Genomic DNA, 23,510 nt, shown 5'->3' on the forward strand with positions numbered 1-23,510 from the left:
CCGTCACGTTCCTTCTGTCAGCGGTGACCGCGAGGCCGTTCGCAGTCGCGGGCTTCCGCGGTGGTCTTCAGGTCGCGCAGCCATCCCTTGAGGCCGTCGGCGAGGATCTCGGTCGCCAGGGGCACGTTCGATTCCACCTGCTCCCCGGTGTGGGTCTCCTCGGTCCGCACCAGGACGCCGCCCCGCACCTCGGTGAAGGTCCACACGTGAACGCCGTCGATACGCAGTCCGTCACCGACCGCGGGGCCGGTCCAGCGGATGCATGAGTGGTGCTTGAACTGCTCGACGGTCGAGGTGATCTCCAGGGTGGTGGCGGGCGTGGTGGGAGTGGCGGGCGCCGGGGTCGTCCAGCGGAACGCCGATCCCTTCCGCAAGGGGCCTTGGTCGAGACGTTCCGCGCTCTCGACGGGGGCCTGCCAGGACGGCCAGCGCTCCACATCGGTCTGCAGCTTCCAGATGGTCCTCAGCGGCGCGTGGATCACCGTCTCGGTCCTGAAGCGGACGAGAGCATCGGGGTCGACGCCTGCCCCGCGGCAGGTGAGGGACTTGCTGGAGTTCGAGCCGACTGCCCCGGCCGGTGCGGCGGCGGTGCCGAGGGCTCCGATGACGAGCGGGACGGTGAGGAGGGCGGCGTGGACGCTGGTGCTGCGTTTGCTGGACATGGCGTTCCCCTTGTCGGTTGCGAGCTGTATGCCGCGCCACGGGAGAAGGCGGATCAGCGGCCGGTCGAGCCGTCGATCAGTTCGCGGAGGATGTCCGCGTGGCCCGCGTGGCGGCCGGTCTCCTCGATCATGTGGGTGAGTGCCCAACGGACGCTGGGGCCGGGGCGGTCCGGCCGCGGTCGAGGGACCGGCGCGCCAAGATCGGCGCACCCGTCGAGCACTTCGTTCGCGCGCTCGACCGCGTCTCGGTAGCGGGCCACGACATCGGCCACACCGTCGGTCGGCGCGGCCTGGAAGGTCGCCTTCCAGTCGGTGACGTCCTCCCCCAGAAAGAGCGAGCGCTCGACGAAGGTCAGATGGTTGAGCAGGCCGAGCAGGTTCGTACCCGAGGGCACCGCGGCTGTTCGTACACGCGGTTCGGGTGCCCCGTCGACCTTCGCGGCGATCGAATTCCGGAGGTAGTCGAGGAAGCCGCGAAGGACCTCGCTCTCGTCCCTTCCGGTCCGGGGCGGCGGGGTGTCGCCGCGGCGGCTGCGGCGGGTGGTGCCGGGCATAGTCGTGTCCCTTCCTTTCCAGAGTCCTTGCGTCGCTGCGCGCTCAGTCTTTCCGGGCACCCCACGGCCTGGCACGGAATTTTGCGATTACGGCAAGATGGCGCCCATGGCAAGCAAGACGGACGACGAGGTGCTCGACGCGGTGGGGTCGCGGCTTCGCGTGCCGCGTCGAGACCGCGGCATCACCCTCGCCGAACTCGCGGCGAGGACCGGCGTGTCGGAGAGCACCCTGTCCCCCCGCGCACCGGCGACCCCCGGATGCACCTCAAGCCGATCAGACGGTTCGGTATGACCTTCGTGCACCTGGCCCGGCGACCGGGCGGCGTGCACGCGTTCAAGATGATCATCCCCGCGCAGCCGGAACCACTCGAACCGACCCCTCAGACCCATGAAGGTTTCGTTGCCGGCCGGTGGGACAGCCGGGTTCGACACGTCCTTGCCCACTGGCTGGGCAGCGCCGACGGCGGCGCGGTCGAGCTTCTCGTCCTGTTCGGCCTGCAAGGGGTGTCTCTGCCGCGGTACCGTGATCCTGATCATCGAAAGGTCCAGCCCTCAGGTTCATGAGGTTCTCGCATGACGCCGATCCGATTGAGTCGCCGTGACTGACGCCGCCGCTCGCGCACGGCAGCAGGTGAAGCTCGTGGAGAACAACACGGCTGAACGTCTCGCGCTGGCGCAGGATTTCTATCGCGCCGCGCCTGACCGCTTCGCACGATTCGGGCATGCCGAGTTGAGCTTTATGCGCTGGTCGGCCGCTCGCGGGGTGCTCGAGCCGGAGTCCTCGGATCCGGCCGGCAGTCCTTGGTGGCGCAAAGTGAATGAAACCCTGCTGCGGGACAAGGTCGAGGCCAGGCTCTTGACGACCAGTGCCTCACGGAATGCCAGCAGCCATGGTGTTCAGTGCTGGGTGGAGTTCATTGAGAAACCGTCGCCGACCCGTTGGTACCGTGCGCACAACGCCAGCATTGTCGCGGGCTATCTCAAGTACGAAAGCCTGGCGGCGCAGGAACTCAAAGTAGAGCGATTCATGATGAACGTCGCGCTGCTTCGAGTGCTTTTCACCCACGCGATGCTGGCGAATCCCCGACTCGCGCTGGGGCGGCTGTCCCTCCCCGGCCCCCGGCTGGTGGACCCGCGTCATCGAAGCGTCAAGTTGTTCCTCGACCTCGGTCGGTCCTTTCCGAGGGAGTACCCGGTGGCCGGCACCGTCGAGGAAGTCGTCCTCGCCGAGCATGCCCTCGCCCGCATGCTGGACTACGGCCTGATCGCTCCCCGTCTTCCCGCGCTCTACGAGTTCGCGGCCCGGGCACTCGAGGAGCCGCGACTGACATCCCTCCTCGACGAGGGCGTTCCGGCCTACGTCTGGCCGCACGCGGATCGTTCGGTCTGGTTCATCGGAAACACCGGTCCACACCTTCGTGCCATCGCCCGGATGACCGGGGTACGTCTGCGCTGGGCTCCTTCCCCGTTCGGCTGGCGCTACCGGAGGACATGACGCCGTTCGAACATGCGGCGCGCTCATACGAACGGTGACGCGAGGGGATCGGTATCGTCCGCCCTGATGCACCTGGCTTGCAGCACAGCAGCCTGTGCGGAGGAGGTTCACCATGGCCGATCGCCGACACGGGTCCGCGTCGGACGGCGGATCCGCATCGCGCCCGTCGGAGGCTCGTGGCCCGAGCGCGCACGGCACGGCGCGGCTCGCGCTGGTGATCGGTGCTCTCGGCGTGGTCTTCGGCGACATCGGGACCAGCCCGATCTACACCCTCCAGACCGTGTTCAATCCGGATGACCCGCACCCCGTCCCGGTGAGCACGAACAACGTGTACGGGGTGGTGTCGCTCGTGTTCTGGTCGGTGGTGATCATCGTCCTTGTCACCTATGTGCTGCTGGCGATGCGCGCCGACAACGAGGGCGAGGGCGGCATCATGGCGCTGATCACCCTGCTGCGACGGTGGAGTGCGCAGCGGGGCCGGCGGGCGACCGCCGTACTGGCCGCACTCGGCATCTTCGGCGCATCGCTGTTCTTCGGCGACAGCATGATCACCCCGGCGATCTCGGTGCTGTCCTCGGTGGAGGGGCTCAAGGTCGTGGAGCCGTCGCTGGACAGCGCGGTCGTGCCCATCACCGCGGTGATCATCGTGATCCTGTTCCTGGTGCAGCGCCATGGAACAGCGGCCGTCGGCCGGGTGTTCGGGCCGATCATGATCGTCTGGTTCGTGGCCATCGGCGCGTGCGGCGTCGTCGGCATCACCGATCACCCGGACATCCTCAAGGCGCTGTGGCCCAGCTACGCCCTGGGCTTTCTGGTCAACCACTTCGGCATCGCCTTCTTCGCGCTGGCCGCCGTCGTCCTCGCGGTCACCGGCGCCGAGGCCCTCTACGCCGACATGGGGCACTTCGGCCGCCCGGCGATCACGCGCGCCTGGCTGATCCTCGTATTCCCCGCGTGCGTCCTGAGCTACCTCGGCCAGGGCGCGCTGATCCTCGACGACCCGGACAACATCAGCAGCCCGTTCTTCCTCCTCGTACCCGACTGGGGCCGGTGGCCGATGATCCTGCTGGCGACGGCGGCCACCGTGATCGCCTCCCAGGCGGTGATCACCGGCGCGTACTCGGTGGCCTCCCAGGCGGCCCAGCTCGGCTATCTGCCGAGGCTGCGGATCGCGCACACCTCGGAATCCACCATCGGCCAGATCTACGTCCCCTGGGTCAACTGGCTGCTGATGGTCTCGGTCCTCACTCTGGTCTTCGCCTTCCGCACGTCGGCGGCGCTGGCATTCGCCTTCGGCATGGCGGTCACCGGCACCATCACCATCACCACCCTGCTGTTCTTCTACGTCGCCCGGGCCAAGTGGGGCACGCCCCGGTGGCTGCTCGCCATCGGAGCGGGCCTGCTCCTCTTCGTGGACCTGCTGTTCGTGGCGGCCAACCTGACGAAGCTCGTCCACGGCGCGTGGCTGCCGCTGCTGATCGGACTGACGGCGTTCACGGTCATGACGACCTGGCAACGGGGCCGCGAAGTGGTCACGGCGGAACGGGAACAGCGCGAAGGCCCGCTGCCCGAGTTCATCGACCGTCTGCGCAGCGGTGAAGCGCCGACGCTTCGGGTCCCCGGCACCGCGGTCTTCCTCAACCGGGGCAAGCAGACCGCACCGCTGGCCATGCGGGCCAACGTCGAGCACAACCGGGTGCGCCACGAGCAGGTCGTGATCCTCGCCATCCAGACCGAACCCGTGCCCCGGGTCCCGGTCGAGGAGCGGATCGTCGTCGACGACCTCGGCTATGCCGACGACGGAATCATCCATGTCACCGCCCGCTTCGGCTACATGGAGACGCCGGACGTGCCCGGCACCCTGGCGCTGCTCGACCCGGCCTCGACCGAAGGACCGTTGGAGCTCGATCAGGCTTCCTACTTCCTGTCGAAGATCGACCTCCGGCGGGGCGAGGCACCCTCGATGGCGCCGTGGCGCAAGCGGCTGTTCATCGCCACCTCGTACATCACCTCCGACGCCGTGGAGTACTTCAGCCTCCCCCGCGACCGCACGGTCATCATGGGCTCGTACATCGAGGTGTAGACGCGCCGCGACTTCCGGGCGAGGGGCTCAGCTCGCGTCGGCCTGCTGGATGCTGTCGCCGCGGTTGTTGATCGCGATGTAGGTGCCGATGCGCCGGAAATCGTTGATCACACCGAACATGCTCTTGTCCGACGGCAGGAGGGTTCGCAGGGCGGTGTCCTCCGCCAACTGGGCCAGGAACGCCTCCTTGTAGGCGTTGTAGACCCTCGCCGTGTAGCCGGGCTCCTTCGCCGCGTTCATCCGGTAGTCGTTGGTGACCGCGATCGAGGCCAGGTCCATGAGATAGCAGTCGATCAGGTCGGTGACGTCCTTGGACTTCGCCGTCTCTTCCCCGTTCGCCGCGTCCTCCGCCAGGATCCGGGCCATCTTCAGGACGATGTTCCGGTAGATCCCGTGCCGGGTGCTGCTGGGGAAGGCCGCCATGATGTGGTCCGCCTGGCCCGCACCCTCGGTGTTCATGGTGCGCGGCGTCTTCAGGTCCGCGAGGCCCGGCACGGCGAGCGGGACTCCCTCGAACATCGCCTCCTCGTCGGGGATGTCCCTGTTCCGGGAGGCCAGGGGGTGCAGACCGATCTCGTGGGCCAGCATCCCCATGATGTAGCCGATCTCGTACTTCTCGAAGTAGTAGCTGGCCAGGTTGATGTCCACGCCGTCCTCGCCACGGTCGATCACGTCGGCGGGTGTCTCGGTGGTGCGCAGACGGAGGGTGACGCGACAGGGACGGTTGCCGATGTAGTCCTTGATCGTGTCGTGCTTGCGCAGCAGCTCGATGATGCGGACGGCCTTGTCGCGGTACTTCTCGTCGGTGTGCTTCAGGTTCGTGAACTCGAAGTTGCCCGACTTGAAGGGGGTGAGCGCCGCGGCCTGCGGCATCAGGGCCGGAACTCCGTCGGCCGCCGTACCGTCGTGCGGCTCGGGCAAGGAGACCGGGTCCACCCACACCGACTTGTGCGGGACGGATACGGCAGCGGTACGGGCCGCGTCCCAGGTCTGCTCGGTGTCCTGCCCGGGGGCCGGCGTCACGTCCCCGATGAGCGCGCCGAGCAGGGCCAGGTGCCGGCCGCGGAGGCCGGACGCGGCGAGAGAGGAGTCCTCGGGGGGCTCGTTCAGATCGCCCAGCAGGCTGCCCGGAATGTGCGGGCGGTGCGGGGCGGAAGCGTCACGGTACTCGTCACGCAGGCCCAGCTGGTGCGTCAGTTCATGGACCAGATGGACCGGGTCGGCGTCCGACCACCAGGTGTTCTGGTCCATCATGCGGTCCCGGCCCGCCAGGTCCACCGTCAAGTGCGGGGCGTCCGCCGGGTCGACGTGCTCGACGGTCACGTGCAGACGGTCCCCGTTCGGCAGGCGGTACGCCGGGGCGTTCAGGAACTCACGCACCCCCGCCTCGAGTCGCTCGCGTACCTGGGCGGCCTGGCCCTCTGGATCCCGTATCGCGAGCCGTACCGTGAGGTCGGTGACCGGCTCGCCCTCGTACGAGAACCGCCGTGTGTCGAAGCCCGACCGCACCACGAAACGCGGGCGATCGTCGCGCGGACCCCGCAACTGCGGTGTGGCGGCCTGGGTTTGCTGTGCTGTGGCCTGGGTGGACCGCGGGAGCCGTGGGTGCGCCTCGTCCGTCGCGAGGGGTTGCTGGATGCTGTCGCCGCGGTTGTTGGTCGCGAGGCTGGTGGCGAGTTGGGCGAAGTCCCGTACGACGCCGAACAGTCCCTTGTCGGCGGGCAGCAGAGGTCGGGCGGGGCTGTCCTCGGCCATGTGCTGCACGAGCAGGGCCTTGTAGGCGTTGTAGACCTTGGCGGTGTTGCCGGGCTCCTTGGCCGCGTTCATCCGGTGGTCGCCGGTGATCGCGATGGAGGCGACGTCCATGAGGTAGCAGTCGATCAGGTCGGTGACGTCCTTGGCCTTGGCTCCCTCCGCGCCGGTCTGCGCGGCCCGGGCCAGCATGTCGGCCATCTTCAGGACGATGTCGCGGTAGATCCCGTGCCGGGTGCTGCTGGGGAAGGCGGCCATGATGTGGTCGGCCTGCCCGGCGCTGTCGGTGTTCATGGTGCGCGGCGTCTTCAGCTCGGCCAGCCCCGGTACCGGGAGCGGAACGCCCTGGAACATGGCCTCCTCATCGGGGATGTTCGCGTTCCTGGAGGCCAGGGGGTGCAGACCGATCTCGTGGGCCAGCATCCCCATGATGTAGCCGATGTCGTACTTCTCGAAGTAGTAGCTGGCCAGGTTGATCTGCACACCCTCGTCACCCAGGTCGCGTACGTCGGCCGGGGTCTCCGTGGTGCGCAGGTGCAGGGTGATGCGGCAGGGGCGGTTGCCGATGTAGTCCCGGATCGTCGGGTGGTCTCCCAGGAGTTCGATGATGCGGATGGCCTTGTCGCGGTACCTCTCGTTGGTGTGCTTGAGGTTGGTGAACTCGAACTTGCCCGACTTGAAGGGGGTGAGCGCCGCGTCCTGCGGCATGCGCGCCGGGACGTCGGCCGCGGTCTCGCCGGACCGGGGCAGGGAGACCGGGTCCACCCAGACGGACTGACGCGGGACGGGTGTGGTGCCCGTACGGGCCCCCTCCCAGGTCTGGTCGTCGTGCTGGGGGTGTGGGGTCACCGTGCCGATGAGGGCGCCGAGGAGGGCGAGGTGCCGCTCGCGCAGGCCGGCGGGCGTGAGGGAGGCGTCCTCGGGCTGTTCGTCCAGGGCGCCGAGGAGGCTGCCCGGGATGTGGGGGCGGTGCGGGGAGTCGGCGTCCCGGTACTCGTCGCGCAGGCCCAGCTGGTGGGTGAGTTCGTGGACGAGATGGACCGGGTCGGCGTCCGTCCACCAGGTGTTCTGGTCCATCGCCCGGTCGTGTCCGGCGAGGTCGACGGTCAGGTGTGGGGAGTCCGTGGGCTGGACCAGTTCGACGGTGATGTGCAGTCGGTCGCCGTTGGGGAGCCGGTGGCCGGGGTTGTTCAGGAATGTGTGTACGCCCGCTGTGAGTCGGTCGTACACCTGGGTCGCCTGGGCGTCGGTGCCGCGCAGGGCGATACGGACGGTCAGGTCGGTGACCGGCTCGCCGTCGTACGAGAACCGGCGGGCGTCGAAGCCGGAACGCACCACGTATCGAGGGCGGCGGTCGCGCGGGCCTCGTGGTTTGTGCGGGTCCGCCGGCCGCGGGGCGGTGTCGGTGCCGGGTTGGGGAAGCCGCGGACGGGCCTCGCCGGAGTCGGCGGCGGTGTCGATGTCTGTGGCGGTGCCGGTCTGGATGCTGTCGCCCTGGTTGTTGAAGGTGAAGCTGGAGCCCAGGCCGAGGAAGTTGCCGGTGACGTTGTACCAGCTCTTGTCCGCCGGCAGCAGCGAGCGGACCGGGCTGTCCTGGGCCAACCGCGCGACGAACATCTCCTTGTACGCGTTGTAGACCCTCGCCGTGTTGCGGGGTTCCCAGGCCGCGTCCTTGCGTCGGTCGCCGGTGACCGCGATCGTCGCCAGGTCCATGAGATAGGTGTCGATCAGGTCCGTGACGTCCTTGGCCCTGGCGCCCTCCTCCCCCGCTCGCGCGTCCTCGGCCAGCACACCCGCCATCTTCACGACGATGTCCCGGTAGATCCCGTGCCGGGTGCTGCTGGGGAAGGCCGCCATGATGTGGTCCGCCTGGCCCGCACCCTCGGTGCTCATGGTGCGCGGCGTCTTGAGGTCCGCCAGGCCCGGCACGGCCAGTGGCACGCCCTCGAACATGGCCTCCTCGTCGGGGATGTTCGTGTTCCGGGAGGCGAGGGGATGCAGGCCGATCTCATGGGCCAGCATGCCCATCACGTAACCGATGTCGTACTTCTCGAAGTAGTAACTCGCGAGATTGATCTCGACGCCGGCCTCGCCGTGATCCGTCACATCGGCCGGGGTCTCCGTGGTGCGCAGGTGCAAGGTGATACGGCAGGGGCGGTTGCCGATGTAGTCCCGGATCGTGTCGTGCTTGCGCAGCAGATCGATGATGCGGACGGCCTTGTCCCGGTACTTCTCGTTGGTGTGCTTCAGGTTCGTGAACTCGAAGTTGCCCGACCTGAAGGGGGTGATGGTCGCGTCCTGCGGCATGCGCGCCGGGACGTCGGCCGCGGTCTCGCTGGACCGGGGCAGCGAAACCGGGTCCACCCAGACCGACTTGCGAGGGACGGGCGTGGTGGCCGTGCGGGCCGCTTCCCAGCTCCCCTCGTTCTGCTGCGACTGAGGGGTCACATCGCCGATCAGGGCGCTCAGCAGGGCCAGGTGCCGGTCGCGCAGGCCGGTGGCCGTGAGGGAGGAGTCCTCGGGCTGCTCGTCGAGGGCACCGAGCAGGCTGCCCGGGATGTGGGGGCGGTGCGGGGAGTCGGCGTCCCGGTACTCGTCGCGCAGGCCCAGCTGGTGGGTGAGTTCGTGGACGAGGTGGGCCGGGGCCGCGTCCGCCCACCACGTCGTCTGGTCCATCGCCCGGTCCCGCCCTGCCAGGTCCACGGTCAGGTGAGGTGAGTCGGCGGGGTCCACATGCTCGACGGTCACGTGCAGCCGGTCGCCGTTGGCCAGGAGGTAGGCAGGACTGTTGAGCAACTCTCGTACGCCAATGGCGAGTTGATCACGTACGTGTGCGGCCTGGCCCTCGGGGCCGCGTATCGCGAGGCGCACCGTGAGGTCGGTGACCGGCTCGCCGCCGTGCGAGAACCGCCGTGCGTCGAAGCCGGAACGCACCACGAAGCGAGGGCGGTTGTCGCGCGGGCCTCGCGGGACCGGCGGGGTGGCGGCGGGCTCGTCCAGCCCGGGCGGCAGGGTCTGCGGCAACCGCGGTTCCGTACCCGGGGCCGGGGAGCCGGGCATGCCGTCCGTGTCCATCGCCTCGTCACCGGACTCGTACTCCGACGACGACCCGGCGGGATACTGCTCGTTCGAGCCCCCGGTCCGCTCGCCCTGGAGCACCCCGCCCTGGTCCAGGTACGCGCCGATGTTCTCCGCGTTGTCCCTGATGTGCTGCACCAGCTGAGGCCGTTGCCGCATCCAGTCCGGCATGCGCCAGCCGGGGAAGAACACTCCGTGGGTACCGGACGCCTGCACCCGGTGGCCGAGCGCGGTCCCGATGTGCTGATTGACCGCCTGGTAGGCGAGGTCGCAGGAGGCGCAGGCCATCTTGAACCCGCCCAGGGGCAGGGTCCGGGGCGCGTTCGGGTCGCCGGGGTTGTTCTCCCAGTGCTCGACCCAGTGCCCGAGGAGGGTCAGTTCGCCGTGTTCGGAGCCGTGCGCTCCGGGCGCCGGGGTCCCGTCCCGGCCCGCCACGTTGAGGATGCGGGGGTTCGCCAACGCCCGCTTGACGAGGTCGAGTTCCGGTGAGTCCGGGTGGTAGAGCCGGTACCAGCCGGTGGCCAGGGCCCGCAGCTTCGTACGGTCCCGCGTGTCCCGGGCGACACCGGGCCGCCTGCGCGCCAGCCACCGCTCGTCGCGCCGCCACTGCTGTCGCTCTCCCGTCAGGCGCCGCTGGTCCTGGCCGCCGGCCGCCTCGTCCTCCAGCAGGGTGTCCCACTGCTGCTGCAACCCGTCGTCCCACGCACCCGACTCGTACTGCTCCTCCAGCCGTGTCCGCAATTGCGCCTGTTCCCCGGACCGGTGGGCGAGGTCCCGTTCCTCCTGGTCCAGCCGCGCCGACCACTGCCGGTGCGACTCCTCGTCCCGGGACCACTTCTCCAGTTCCCGCACCCGCTGTGTACCGCCCGGCTCCTGTCCCGAGACGAACCAGCGCAGCTCCGCCTCCACCAGGGCGGCCTCGTCCGCGGTGAGCGCCTTCGCGCCGGTGTTGCCGGCGATGCCGAGCGATCCGTCCGGCAGCACTGTGACGGCGATGTGCGGGGTGACCTGGGCGTCGGCCTGGCGATCCGGTTTGCGGAGCGCTTCCTTCACCAGGCGGGCCACGCGGTCCAGCATCCGCAGCGTCACCTCGCGGTCCCGCTGTGACGTGCCGGGCGGGGTGGTCTGTGTGAAGGGGACGCCGATGCCGAGGCCGAGCGCCTCGCGCAGCCCCTCGTACTCCTCGGTCGACAGCCTGCCGGCCTGCTCCACCTGGTCCAGGGCCTCGGGCACGCCGATCCCCGTGTGCTCGGTGAACGCGCTGTCGAACGCCACGTCCGGGAATCCGCCGAGACGCGCGTTGCGCCGTCGCACCACGTCCAGCAGGGCGTCGGCCCGCAGCTCGGGCTCGTCCAGCAGGTCGGCGAACGCGGCCGCGAACTCGGTCTCCGGGCTGGTCCGCACGGCCGCCTGCTCACTCTCGGAACCGGAGTCGAGGTCCATCTCGACGTCCGGGTCCGCGCCCATGTCCGTCGTCTCGCCGGCTCCGGACAGTGTGCTCAGGCCGTACGCCTCCTCCTCGTCCGGCAGGCCCGGAAGGGCGCTCCCGGTCGGGGACACGGGCGCCGGGGGCAACGGGACTGCCGCCGGGTTCTGTTCCGGCTGCGGCGGGGACGGCCGGGGTGCCGGGGTGCGCAGGATCAGGGGGACGAAGTCGCCGCCGCGACGGCGGAGTCGAAGGTGCGGGCCGGCTTCACCGGAGGGGCCCGGGTAGGTGTGGGCGGTGCCGTTCTCCTCGATCAGGGTGACGGTGGCGCCCGTCGCGGCGGCGGCCCACTCCGCCACCGCACGGTCGGCCCCGGGGCCCCAGGGGGCCTCGGCCAGATGGCGGCGCAGATGGCCGTCGCGGGCGTCCTGGCTCGGCGGGGGCGCGCCCGGGCGGACGGTGAAGGGCGGCGGCGTGAACAGCGAGTCGCGCTCGGCCCTGGCGCCGGGCAGGCCGTTCAGACGCATCAGCCGGCCGGGCGGGGTCTCGGCGCGCAGACGCAGGCGGGTCGCCTCGTGACGGTCCGGGCCGGGCTGCTGGGCCGCGTGGTGCAGGGCGGTGGAGAGCGCGGCGAAGAAGCCGTTGCCGCGGCCGGTGGGGGTGCCCTGGGTGTAGGTGGCGCCGTCCGGTGCGGTGAGGACGCCGTCGCGGACGAGACGGTAACTCGGGCCCGCGCTCTCGACGGGCGGATGCCAGGGCGGGGTGGCGTGGCTGCGGTGCGCGGGCGTGGGACGCGTGAGCCCGGTGTCCGGGGTCCCGGCGTCCGTATCGGTGCCGGCCGTGGTCGCCGTCGCCGGCAGCGGGGTGGCGACCGGGGGCGGGGTGCCGGGCGGAAGGGTGGCGTGGAAGAAGCCGTCGGCGGCGAGGAGGACCGGATCGCGGGCCGGGTCGACGGCGGCCGGATCGGTGCCCGGCGGGAGGAAGCTCTGCTCGCGTCCCTCACCGGTGACGACGGTGACCGGGGTGCCGAGGACCCGGGCGGCGAGGGCGGGCAGCAGGTCGGCGCCGCCGTGGTCGCCGGCGCGGCGCTCGGGCGGGGCCGGTTCGCCGTCCGGTCGCCCGGTGCCGTCCGGCCGTGCCTCGCCGGTGAACGGGCGGAGCATGGCCGCGGTGGCCAGCCCGACCCGTTGCGCGGGGGTGGGCCAGAGCGTCTGCGGGAGCCGGCCGAAGGCGTCGAACTCGGCCTGCTGGGCGGGGGTCAACCGCACTCCCGCGAAGTCGAGTTCGTCCTGGGTGAAGGTGTCCGCGGCATCCAGCGCGAGGGTGTCCAGCAGGTCCTGGTTGCGGTCCTCGCCGAGCTCCCAGGCGAGGCGGTTGCGGGCTGCTCGGACGGCCCGCGCGGTGACCGCCGGGTCGCCGGGGTCGGCCGCGAACCGGGCCGCGAGGTCGGTGCCGAGCAGGTGGGGCAGCCGCCCGCGGTCCTGTGCCACGGCGATGAGGGCATGGAAGAAGGAGGCGCCGTCGTGCGGCATGTCGTGCACCTCGCGCACCGTGGTGCCGTCCGGCGAGGTGAGGGTGCGCGGGTCGGAGTCGGTGCCGTCGGTGATCCGGTACGGCTCGGGCACCTCGGAGCGCCAGTCCGGCTCGGCGTACTCCTGCTGCCGGTCCGGCACCGGGACCGCCGCCCGGCCCTGGTGGTGGGCGGTGAGACGGGAGGCCGCGAGGTGCAGCCGGTGGTGGTCGGCTGCGGCGGCATCGGTGTGCCCCTCCCAGCGGCGGACCTCTTCACGGGCGGCCTGCCAGGCGACGACGGCCGGGGACTGGGCCACGGCCCGGGGCAGGACGGTCGGCCGGTCGGGGTGGTCGTCGCCGAGCGCGGCCCGCTCCTGCGCGCTCAGGTCCAGCCACGTCTCGCGGGCTCGCGCCCGGGCGTCGTAGTAGTTCTTCTCGGCCGCGGCGAGGTCGCCCGCCGCCTTGGCCATGTCGTCCCAGGCCGCGCCGACCTCTCCAGGGAACGTCGCGTCGTCCAGGAGGCCGTAGTCGCGGGCGATGTCCTCGCGCAGCCAGACCAGGGCGGTGGTTTCGGCTTCCGCTGCGCGCGGGCCGCGCTTGGCCTTGCCGAGCGCGTGCAGCGGGCGGCTGTCGGTGAGGCGATGGTCCACTTCGGCCACCGACAGCCAGCTCACCGGCACCGCGAAGAGCATGCTGCGGTCGGTGACGACCTTGAGATGGGTGCCGAGGGTGGTGTCGACGGTGCCCTTGAGCGCGGTGCCGTCGGTCGCGCCGCCGATCGGGACGGAAGCGCCCGGGTTCATCACGCCCGCGTTGCTGTTGCCGGCCAGCGGCGCGGTGCCGACCACGCCCTCGACGCTGTCGGTGATGCCGGCCTCCAGCGCGTCGGAGGTCTTCGAGCGCTGCATGGCCTCCATGCGCGGCTTGCTCTCGACGGCCAGCAGCCTGGCGCCGCGGCGGTGCATCTTGGCGTAGAGGCGGGAGTCGGCGGTGTGGGACTGGCCGAAGAGGCGGGCGGAGGCCTGGGCGGGCAGTGGTGAGCCGTCCGTGCCGAGCGCCTCACGGAAACCGGAGGTCAGGCCGACCTGTGTGGTGGCCTCCTGCTGGGCCTGCGCGGGGGCGGTGCCGAGGCCGGTGAGGGGGGTGAGGCGGGCCATGCGTACGCGTTCGGAGAGGACCGTGCCGGTGTGGCGACGGCCGAGGTCGCTGTCGCCGAGGCCGTCGGCGCGGGCGGTGGCGAGGGTCAGGGCGTCCTGGACGTTGGCCGCGCCGCGGATGTCCACGGCGAGGATGCCGGAGCCGATGCGGTCGTCGAAGGGCAGGACGTCCGGGTCGGCGGTGCCGGTGCCGTCGTCGCCGGTGCGCCAGGCGGCGATGCCCTGCGGGCGTGCCTGATCCGCCGTCAGCATCCTTACCGCACGCTCCGGTTCGGGCACGTCCTCCTCGGTGAGCGCGCCGTCAGCGCTGTCACCGTCCGGCGTGAGCAGCCCGGCCGGGACGATCTCGTTGAGGGTGCCGACCGACGCGACGGCGCGCGGGGAGAGCGTCTCGCCGGTCGCGTCCGTCATCGTGACGGTCAGGGTGTAGCTGGTGACGATCTCGGCGTGCGCCTGGGTGGTGGCGATGTTCGGCATCGAGGTGTTGCCGGTGGTCTCGGTCCGGGTGCTCGACCGGCCCTTGGCTGCGGTTCCCTGGATCGAGGGGTTGGCGAGCAGGACGCCGCTGTCCGCCGCGCGCTGGCCGACGCCGAGGGTCACGTCGGCGCCGCGGTCCTGGGAGGAGCTGCCGGCGTCGTCGCGGGCGGTGGTGCGGTAGTCCTCCAACTCGAAGCCGGTGCGCAGCCGTTCCACGGTCGTGGTGACCGGGGTCAGCTTGAAGCGGACCTGTCCGGGGCTGCCGCCGACCGGGAGGTGGGTCGGGCTGGACCAGGTGCGGTAGCGGACCGGCAGGGTCATCCCGTCGGTCGTCAGCTCGTGCAGATGGGCGCGCAGGAAGTCCGGGGAGAGCCGCTGGAGGACCTGCTCCCGGTCGTGCGAGGGCACTCCGATCTTCGCCATCCGCCCCATGAGCTGCTGGGCGGCGTGACTCGCGTCGAGCTGGCCGCTGGGGTGGCTGGGGAAGCGGCGGCCGCGCAGGAAGGGGGGCACCCGGTATCCGCCACCGAGGTTGCGCGGGGTGGTGGTGCCCAGGCCGTCCTGGGCGAGCCCGGCCTCGATGACGTCCTGCATCGGCAGATGGAACATCACCGCGTCACGGACGCGTTGGAGCGCGGCGGCCGCCCGGCGCGGGGCGAGTGCGCGGCCGAGGCGCTCGGACAGGCGTCCGGCGGCGGAGCTGATGCCGGCCCCGGCGCGGGTGCCCACCGCGCCCATCGCGGCCGTCCAGCGGTCCCGTACGGCGACGGTCTCGACGGCGTCGGCGACCACGAGGTACATCCGCCCGCCGTAGGTGAGGGTGGTGTTGCGTCCCCGGGTGAGGGTCTGCGCGACACTGCGGCCCTTGCCCCACGCGTACTGCAGGGCGGTCGAGTAGGAGCCGACCACCACCGGCCCGCCGGGAGCCTGCTGGAGCGGCATGTCGGCGCCCTGGACCCCGACAGTGGTGCGCGAGACGGTGCTCGCGCTGCCGGCGACGCGGTGCTCGTTGCCGATGGTGGCTTCGAGCGTGGCCGGCTTCGGGTCGCTCTTGACCCGTAGGTTGTCCAGTTCGCCGCGGATCGCGCCCTTCACATAGTGGGTCTGGAGCGGTCCTGCGCCGTTGAGTCCGGTGATGCGGGAGCCGAACGGGCCCAGGTACTGGCCGAGTTGGCCGGCCACGTGGAGGTTCGCCATCGCCCGGCGCAGCGCGCCGCGCACCGGGGCGCCGGGCGCGCTGACGTGCCAGGAGGTGCCCGAGGCGCGGTCGGCGGTGTCCTGCATCAGCTGCTGGCGCTCCCCGCCGCCCTCGGTGCTGAGCACCACGTGCGGGGCGCGCAGCAGCCTGCGGACGAGCCGTTGGCCGGCCGAGTCCGTCCTCGGCAACGGGCGGGTGCCGTCGAGGAGTTGATCGGCCTCGACGGCGGAGAGCCGCACGGGTGGTGCGGGCGCCGGTGCCGGTCCGGTGGGCGCCGGGTCCGCGGGGGCGTGCCGGTCGGAGCCGTGCGCCGCGGGCACGGCCAGTTCCACACGGCCCACGGTCTCGCTGCCCCGGTTGAACAGCGGACGTTCCTCGACCTTGCTGACGAAGACGCCGGCACCGAGGAGTCCGACCGAGGCGAGCCGGGCCCAGCCGCGCGGGCGGCGGTGGCCCTCGAAGGTGGCGCCCAGCTCGACCTGGTAGCTGTAGAGGTCGGCGCCGTTCTGGAACATCAGGTGGTCGTGGTTGACCGCCACCGTATTGCGGGTGGCCTTCTGGTCGGTCCTGGCATAGCGGGCGCCCAGGGACACGTTGCCGGTCTGGCGCGGCAGTCCGGCCTCGGGCACCTTGTCGTGATCACGTGGCGAGATGCCCAGCTCGACACCGCCGGACAGGGTGGCGGACGCCTGCTGCCCCTGGCCGGAGACCTCGGTGCCGATCACCGCGTTGCGCAGCGAGCGTTCGCTCATGGTGGTCTCGAACCGCCGGTCGGTGAGCCGCGCGCGGAGGATCAGCGTGTGGTGGCCGCGGCGCACCTTGCCGTCCTCGGTGAGGGTGACCGGCACTCCGGTGGTGGCCAGGTCGTCCAGACTCTGTGCCAGGCTGGGCCGGTTGAGGGCCTCGCGCACCTGACGGTCGTTGTGCAGCGCGGTCCGCATCCGCCCGTCGCCGTACCAGAACCTGGCCAGCCGCGGGTGCCGCACCATCAGTGGCGGGACGAAGAGCGACGGGTATGAGCGGTGCAGGGTGTCGAGGACGGTGTCGGCGAAGGCCCGCAGGGGGTCCTGGGGGGAGGGTTGCCCATCCCGGTTCTGCGGCGGGTTCTGCTGCTGACCCTGCGGCGGGTTCTGCTGCGGATCCGGCTGCTGGTTCTGTTGCTGGCCCTGTCCCTGGGTCGGCACAGGGTTCGGTACGGCGTTCTGCGGCCGGTCGGGGCGGAAGCCCTCGGCGCGGACCTGGCCGCTGAGGTGTACCGGGTCCTCCCGAGTGAGATACCAGGGCACCGGCGGCTGGGCGTCCGGGTTCGGACCCGTCTGTCCGGGCGTACGGCTGTCCCAGCCCGCGAGCCGTCGCGCGTCCTGGGTGGAGATCCAGTCGAGGCTGACCACCCGGAGCGGGCGGGCCGCTGACGCCGGCTCGCCGGCCTTGCGCACCATCAGGGTGCGCTCGACCCGGTAGAGCGCGACCGGCTGGTTGCGGACGCGGCCGGTCGTCTTGCGGGCCGCGTCGGTGCCGAGGTAGTGGCCGCGCCCGGTACTGAGGTCCGCGCGGACCAGTGGGCCGCCTTGGAGGCGTACGTCGGTCTCCGGGCCGATGATGGTGTAGTTGGGGCCGGCGGTGACCTGGACGCCGAAGCGGGTGTCGCGCACGTGGCCGCGCTCGTTCTGGTACGTCGTCTGCGTGAGGTCGCGCAGCTCTGCCTTGACCGACTCGGTGACCAGGGTGGCCCGGTGCGGGATCGACCGCTCGACGACGAGGTGCCCGAGCGGATGCTGACCGCTCCCCCGGGTCAGCTCGGGTCCGCTGACCGGCCCGGAGAACCGCCCGAACAGCGCGAGCAGCCGCCCCGGACGGACGTACGAGACCAGTGTCCGGTGCGCCGAACTGCCGGGCCGGGCACCGGAGATGGCGAGGGCCACGTCCTCCGGCGGGTCCAGCAGGTGCAGTCCGGTGGTGTCGGCCATCCTCGGCTCGATCCCGTCCGGGAAGGTGAGCGTCTCCGGCGCCCGGCGCGGCCCCTGGAACGGGATGGTGAGGTCGTCCGGCAGCCGCCAGCTCAGCCCGTCCCGCATGGCGAACTCCGCGGTGTGCACCGGGCTGCGCCGCCAGCTCGGGGCCGTCGCGGGCGAGGTGTCCGGCCCCGTGGCTTTCGGCGCCTCGGTGACCCGCTCCACCCGCACCCGGTAGTGGACGTCGTCCAGGTGCAGGTGCGAGCCCTCGTGGGCGCGGTGCTCGGTCTGGTGGTACGCCTGGGTGCCCAGGGAGTAGTCGGTACGGCGGGTCCAGCCCAGCGAAACGCCGATCTTCAGCAGCCAGTTGAGCGGCGGACCCATGCTCAGCGCGGCGGCGATCCGGCGTCCGTAGCCGACGCTGCGCCCGCCGCCGGTGCCGGCCTGGCCGCGCCGCATGGTGTCCAGCCGGGTGGTGCCGCCGTCGACGTCGGAGAAGCGTTCCCAGCGGTGGTACGGGATGGCCTCGACGGTCATCTCGTGGCCGACGCCGGACTTCTCCCGGCCCACGAAGCGTGCGCCGCGCGGGGCGGTGAAGGCGCCCGGCTGCTCGGTCAGCAGGCGCAGCAGCTCCGCCTCGTCGAACTGATCGCGCAGCTTCTTCGGCAGCTGCCCAAGGACCTCTTCGGCCACCTGCTCGGGTGAGCGCAGGGTGAGGACGCCCGGGCCGGTGAAGAGGCCGGCCGGCCGGGGTCGCGGGGTGCCGTCCGTGCGGGGCTCGGGGCTGCCGTCGGCCGGATCCGGATCGGCACCCGGGTCGATGAGCAGGGTGGGCAGCCGGCTGCCGTCCTCGAAGGTGACGGTGCGCGGTGTCGGGCCCGGGGGCGGGGCGTCCGCTCCGGTCAGCAGGCGGGCCGGGCGGTGCCGATCGAGCTGGGTCTCCAGCGGTACCGGGTCGCCCCGGTCGGGGGACTCGGTGTCGGGGCGGTCGAGATCGGTGATCCCGCCCATGCCGCGCAGCCACTCGCCGAAGGGGTCGGAGCCGTCAGAATCGTCGGTGGCCGATTCCGTCGTGGTGGTGTCGGGGTCCGGTACGGGCGTGAGCGGGGCCGTGGCCGGGACCAGGGCGTCGTAATGATCCGTACCGTTGTAGGCCAGGTGCAGGGTGCCGTCCTGGCCGCCCGGGTGGAGGGTGGTGACGAAGGTGTTCCCCGGTGCGTGCGGGTCGGGTTGGACGAGACGCAGATCGAGGTCGAGGGTGTGCGCGAGCGCCTGCGGGAGCAGGTCGGCGAACGGTGAGGCCCACAGCCCGGGTTGTTCGGCCGCCGCGGCCATGAGCCCCTCGGTGCCGAGCCGTCGGGCGTCGGCGGGGGTGGGCGCCACGTCGGCGAGCTGCGGGTAGCCGCTGTCGCGGAGGATGCGCCGCCACCGGCGGGGGTCGCCGTCGTTGACGACCGCCTGCGCGATGCGGTTCCAGCGCTGGGTGATCCGGCTCTGCGCGTCCGCGTCCCGTACGCCGGCGAGGGCGGTCAGCCGCAGGTCGTCCACCACGGCGAGCACCGGGTCCGGGGTGGCCTCGGCCGCCGCGGCGGCCAGTTCGGACCCGGTGAGCCGGTCACGCAGCAGGCCGCGCAGTCCGGCGACGTTCCGCGCGGCCCAGGCCGGCGGTACGTCCTGGCTGCGTGCGCTGTCGAGCAGCGCCCGGAAGAGGCAGTTCCCGCCGCCCGGAGTGTCGAGCCGCCTGAAGTTCCGGCCGTCCGCCCGCACGGTGTCCGCCGGGTCGGCGGTCGCGGCGCCCTTGCTGAACAGGGTGAGGTCTTCGGCGAGGCTCTCCGGGCGGCTCGGCGCGGGCGCCAGGTCGGGCCTGCGGCGGGCGAGTTCGGCGGAGTCCTCGGCGCTCAGGCCCAGCTCGGACAGCGGCAGCGGGGTGGTGGAGAGCGACCAGGTGATCTGCGCGGACGGTGCGTAGGTGAGACCGCGCACGTCCTCCGGCGAGACCAGGGTGCTCGGTGGGAGCGCGGGCGGTGGCGGGGGCAGCAGGGCGTCGAGTGTGGTGTCGGGTCCGGCGGAGGAGCGCAACTCCGCTGCGGCGCGGAGGAATTCGGTGTACTGCTCCGGGGTGGGTCCGGCCGCCGGATCGACGGTGGCGCCGGGCCGGTCGGTGACCATCCGGCGCAGCAGGTCCGGGGTCATCCGTCCGTCGCCGTAGCGGGCCGCGGTGTCCGGGCTGAGCCAGCGCAGACCGTCCACGTATGCGAGCCCGGCGAGCAACTCCCGGTTCTCCGGCCGCTGTTCGGCGTCCGGGCCGAGGGCGTCCCGCAGTGTGCGGATCTGCTGGAGGGTGCGGGCCCGGGCGAAGGCGTCGGCCGGTTCCGGGCCGGTGTGCAGGCCGGCGTCACGTGCCAGTTCGTCCAGGTCGGCGCCGCCGGGCTCCGGGGTGAACAGCCGCCACCGTCCCGGCCCGTCCTGGCCCTCGGTGAGCACGGCTCGGACGTCGCCGTCCCGGTCCCTGGCCGTACCCACCTCGGTGGTCGGCGCGTACACCGGCCGGCCGGTGCGGTTCGCCACGTGCTGGGCCACCGGCAGCCCCGCCACCTCCGGCTGCCGCCCGGTCTCACAGGAGAACAGCACCAGCGGCCGGTCCTGATCGCCGTCCTGCGCCCAGGACTTGAGCACCTCACCGAGCTGCACACCGCTGACCTTCACGGTGGGGCGCGCCGCGTCGTCGGTGCCGAGTGTGACGGTACGGGGGGTGCCGTGGCCCGCGAAGTAGTCGGCGCCGTGCTCTGTGCCCGAACCGGGCAGCGCGACCGGCGGGCCGGTGAACACCGTACGCGGCGAGGGCTGGGCGGAGTTGTTCTCCGGGGTGAGCGGACGTGAGGTGGTGCGCACGCCGCGGAAGGTGTCCTGACCGAGCAGGCTCTGGCGCGCCGCACCCTGCGACGTACTGTCCTCGGCGGGGCTCTGCGAGATCGTCAACGTCCGTACGGCGCGCCCGGGTTGGGGCTTCACGGACGTGTCCGGCACCAAGCGCCGCAGCTGCTCGACGGGCACTGTGTGACCGTCGAGGGTGGTGACGACCGGCTCACGGGCGGGCGGGGTGCTGCCGTTGCCGCTGTTCGCGGGGCGCACGACGATCCGTCCCGGCGGCGGGGGCGGCACGGAGGGAGTCGCCTCGGGGGTGTCCTGCGTGGTGGGCGGGGGTGGGGGCGGGGTGCCGTCGTTCCCGGGCCCGCGTCCGCCACCGAGGCCGGGTTCATGACCGTCGGTTCCGTTGCCGTGCCCCGACTCCAGGTGCAGGTCCGTGGCAGGTTCGGTCCAGGGGCGGGACAAGGTGGCGAGTTTGGCGGCGGGGGGTTCGGTGGTGCTGGTGACGGTGGTGACTTTGGAATCGGGGCCGACTCCGTTGTCGTGTACGGCGGTTGTGGACTCGGTGCCGACCTTCGAGGGTGGTGGGGTCGAGCTCTCGGTGACGGGGCGGGATACCGGGCCGAGGGCATCGGCGAGCGGCAGCAGTACGTCCGCGCCGGGGAAGTCGGTCTCCGTCGTGAGTGTGGTGGCCGTATCGCCTTCCGGCGTCACCGTGGGCGGAGGGCCGGTCAGCGGGCGGACCCGGACCGGGGCGCCCGGTCCCTCGCGGGTCAGTTCGACGGCGGCGCGAACCGGGCGGCCGGCGCCGTCCGGAGTGACGGCCGGTCCGAGCACGACGGTCCGGTCGGTCCCGGCCCGGTCCAGCAGCTCGGCCGCCTCCGGCGCCCCCTCCCCCGGCGGCGGTGTCTCCGAGACGACGATGGTCAGCGGCGGTGCCTGGGCTGCGCCGCCGGTGTCACGCGCGTCGCCGGTGTCACCGACCTCGCCGGCATCGGCGTACGAGCCGGTCGTGCTCACCTTCTGCGGAGCGGTGCTGATGTCGGGGCTCGGGGTGGAGACGCTCTCGGTGGACTCCGAGGTGACGGTGCTGTCGGACGAGTCGACCGTCTCCGGCGGCGAGACCGGGGTCTCCGGAGAAGAGGGGACCTCCGGCGAGGACGTGGTCTCCGGCGACTGTGAGGTCTGCGCAGCGTCGTCCGTCGTCGCCTGCGAGCCGTCCACCGGAGCCGTGCCGTCCGGCGTACGGGTGTCCTGCGGATGCGGGCCGGAGGCCCCCGGGGTGCCTCCGGCGACGGGTGCGCCACCCGGCCGACCGCCGGTGCCGGCACCCGTGCCCGTGCCGGGAGCGGCGGAGTTGTGAGAGCCGCTGGAGGCGACGGGACCGTTGTTCACCTGGCCCGGCATCGGAGCCGTACGGTCGTCCTGCTCGGGTGTCACGTCCGACGAGTTCTGGATGTCGCTGTCCGGGGAACCCACCGTGGTGAGCGGGGTGTCCACCGTGACCGGTGTGCCGAAGCCGTCCAGGGCGCGGCGGACGTTGTCGGCGTCGACCTCGACGGCGGGGCCGTTCCCGGCGGGCACCACGCGGACCTCGGGCCGCTGCGACAGGTCGCTGTGCACGCTGTCACGGACGTCGATCTCGGCGCTGCTGGGCGGCTGGTCGCCGCGCAGGTCGGCGAGGTCGCGCAGGGCCTGGTCGCGGATGTCGGCGGGGCCGTTGTGGATCTGCTGCCACAGCGCGTTCTCGGCGGCGGTCGAGGGCAACGAGCCCGGGGAGTACCGCGGGGGGTCCTGGGTCGTGTACTGCGGCGGGTTCTCAGACGTATAGGGCGGCGGCGACTGGCGGTCGGTGAAGTCGCCCTGCCCGGTGTTCTGTTGGGTGACGGGCGGGGGCGAGGTGGAGTTGGAGCCCGCGCCGCCCGAGGTGTTCGTGGTCGAGGGGCCGCCGGTACGGTCGGGGCCGTCGCCGTCCTGTGTGCGCGGGGAGTCGGTGCCCTCTCGTGTGTCGGAGTCACCCGTGCCACCGGATACGGTGGGCGGCTGGTTGCGCATCTTGTCGATGACGTGGCGCAGTTCGGCACCGCTGTTCAGGGCGCCGTCGGTGAGCGTGGACTCGACCTGGCTGCTGATGCCCGCGCCGACGAAGGTGGACCAGTTGGTGGACCAGTCACCGTCGAAGGCGCCCTTGATCAGGATCTCCGCGAGCGCCTCGCCGGCGCCCGCGGCGAGGAAGTCGGCCGTCCCCTTGAGCCCGTAGTGCCCGGCCAGCGCTCCCGGCCGGTCGGCGTTGTTGCGCAGGAGTTGGTTGTTGCGCCACAGGTCGGGGTTGTTCCGGAAGGAGAGCGGGTTGTCCCGGAAGGTGAGCGGTGTGTTGTTCGGGGAGCCCGGGCCGTTCGCGTTCGGGTCGGGGCGGGGCCGGTCGTTCGGGGTGGGGCCGGGGTCGGGGTCCGGCTTGGGGTTGGGGCCTGGGCCGTTGTTCTTGAAGTCGGGGCTCGGGGTGTTCTTCAGGTTGGGGTTGGGCTTGAAGTCGAGGTCCGGCCCGTTCTTGAGGAAGTTGTTGTCGTAACTCTTGACGATCTTCTTCGCGATGTCGTCGAAGATGCTGGTGAGGAAGCCCGCGGCGGCGCCGAACGCGGCGGACTTCAGGATGTCGTTCCAGTCGAAGCCGTCGGGACGACGGCCGTCCGGGGCGAAGTTCATCATCGCCAGCCGCACCGCGAAGGTGGTGAACGCCTCGGCGAACGCCTCGGTCAGCGAGGGCGCCAGGTGCAGCCTCTGGAGCAGGTGGGTGAGCGTGGTGAGGATCAGGAACCGGCTGCGCAGCTTGGCCATCATGATCTGGCTGGCCGAGGCACCGCCGGTGAAGAAGGACATCGCCAGGTAGATGGCGATCTCGATGAGCAGCCGGATGACCTCGGCGATGACCTGCCACTTGGACTCCATGATGTCCATGGAGGTCTTGCGCCGGCCTTCGGCGATCTTGTCGAGCTGTTCGGCGAAATCGCGCAGGTAGTTCTTGCCGCCGTCGTCGATGAGCATGCCCATCGCCTTGGCGTACGACTTGGACAGGTCGTCCGGCATGACCTCGGCGATGTCGTGGATCGATTTGTCGATCAGCGCCGACATCCTGTCCAGCTTGCGGCCCAGTCCGGAGTAGGGCCGACGGCTCTCGTACGCGAGGTCCTCGTCGGCGTCGATGAGCTTCTCCCCGGTGAGGATGAAGATCATCGCGTTGACCTCGGGCGATGCCTTGATGCTCAACGGGGGCCGTCCTGGGGGCCGTACGGGCAGGA

The 23,510-nt window shown here is 71.6% G+C and carries 5 protein-coding genes and 1 pseudogene; 3 read left to right on the forward strand and 3 right to left on the reverse strand.

Going from position 1 to position 23,510, the window contains the following annotated elements:
* Window positions 1–17: 17 nt before the first annotated feature.
* Together ACFQ6S_RS10445 and ACFQ6S_RS10450 are read right to left on the reverse strand one after the other, a co-directional pair.
* Window positions 18–662, reverse strand: coding sequence for an SRPBCC family protein (locus ACFQ6S_RS10445; protein WP_383405877.1), 645 nt, complete (start codon window positions 660–662; stop codon window positions 18–20).
* Window positions 663–715: 53 nt separating this feature from the next.
* On the reverse strand, window positions 716–1,216 hold the full coding sequence (locus ACFQ6S_RS10450) for a DinB family protein (RefSeq protein ID WP_383405880.1): 501 nt from the start codon (window positions 1,214–1,216) through the stop codon (window positions 716–718).
* Window positions 1,217–1,322: 106 nt separating this feature from the next.
* On the opposite strand from ACFQ6S_RS10450, the pseudogene ACFQ6S_RS10455 reads away from it, so the two are divergent.
* From ACFQ6S_RS10455 to ACFQ6S_RS10465, 3 genes and pseudogenes are all read left to right on the forward strand, one after another.
* A pseudogene (locus ACFQ6S_RS10455) lies at window positions 1,323–1,780 on the forward strand (helix-turn-helix domain-containing protein).
* Window positions 1,781–1,814: 34 nt separating this feature from the next.
* Window positions 1,815–2,711 carry a hypothetical protein gene (locus tag ACFQ6S_RS10460; protein ID WP_383405883.1) on the forward strand — a complete coding sequence of 299 codons (897 nt, stop codon included), beginning with the start codon at window positions 1,815–1,817 and terminating at the stop codon, window positions 2,709–2,711.
* 112 nt (window positions 2,712–2,823) lie between these two features.
* Window positions 2,824–4,794, forward strand: a complete 1,971-nt coding sequence (locus tag ACFQ6S_RS10465) for a potassium transporter Kup (protein WP_383405886.1) — start codon at window positions 2,824–2,826, stop codon at window positions 4,792–4,794.
* Window positions 4,795–4,821: 27 nt separating this feature from the next.
* Here the strand turns inward: ACFQ6S_RS10465 and ACFQ6S_RS10470 are convergent, their stop codons facing one another.
* A complete protein-coding gene (locus ACFQ6S_RS10470; protein ID WP_383405889.1) occupies window positions 4,822–23,478 on the reverse strand; it encodes a hypothetical protein in 18,657 nt (6,218 codons plus the stop codon).
* Window positions 23,479–23,510: the final 32 nt, after the last annotated feature.

Origin of the sequence: Streptomyces sp. NPDC056479 (genome assembly GCF_042795335.1) — a bacterium.
GTDB lineage: Bacteria > Actinomycetota > Actinomycetes > Streptomycetales > Streptomycetaceae > Streptomyces.

Bases quoted from the DNA above. Each gene is read 5' to 3' on its own strand.
- ACFQ6S_RS10445 (WP_383405877.1), bottom strand. From the start codon at position 662: ATGTCCAGCAAACGCAGCACCAGCGTCCACGCCGCCCTCCTCACCGTC.
- ACFQ6S_RS10450 (WP_383405880.1), bottom strand. From the start codon at position 1,216: ATGCCCGGCACCACCCGCCGCAGCCGCCGCGGCGACACCCCGCCGCCC.
- ACFQ6S_RS10465 (WP_383405886.1), top strand. From the start codon at position 2,824: ATGGCCGATCGCCGACACGGGTCCGCGTCGGACGGCGGATCCGCATCG.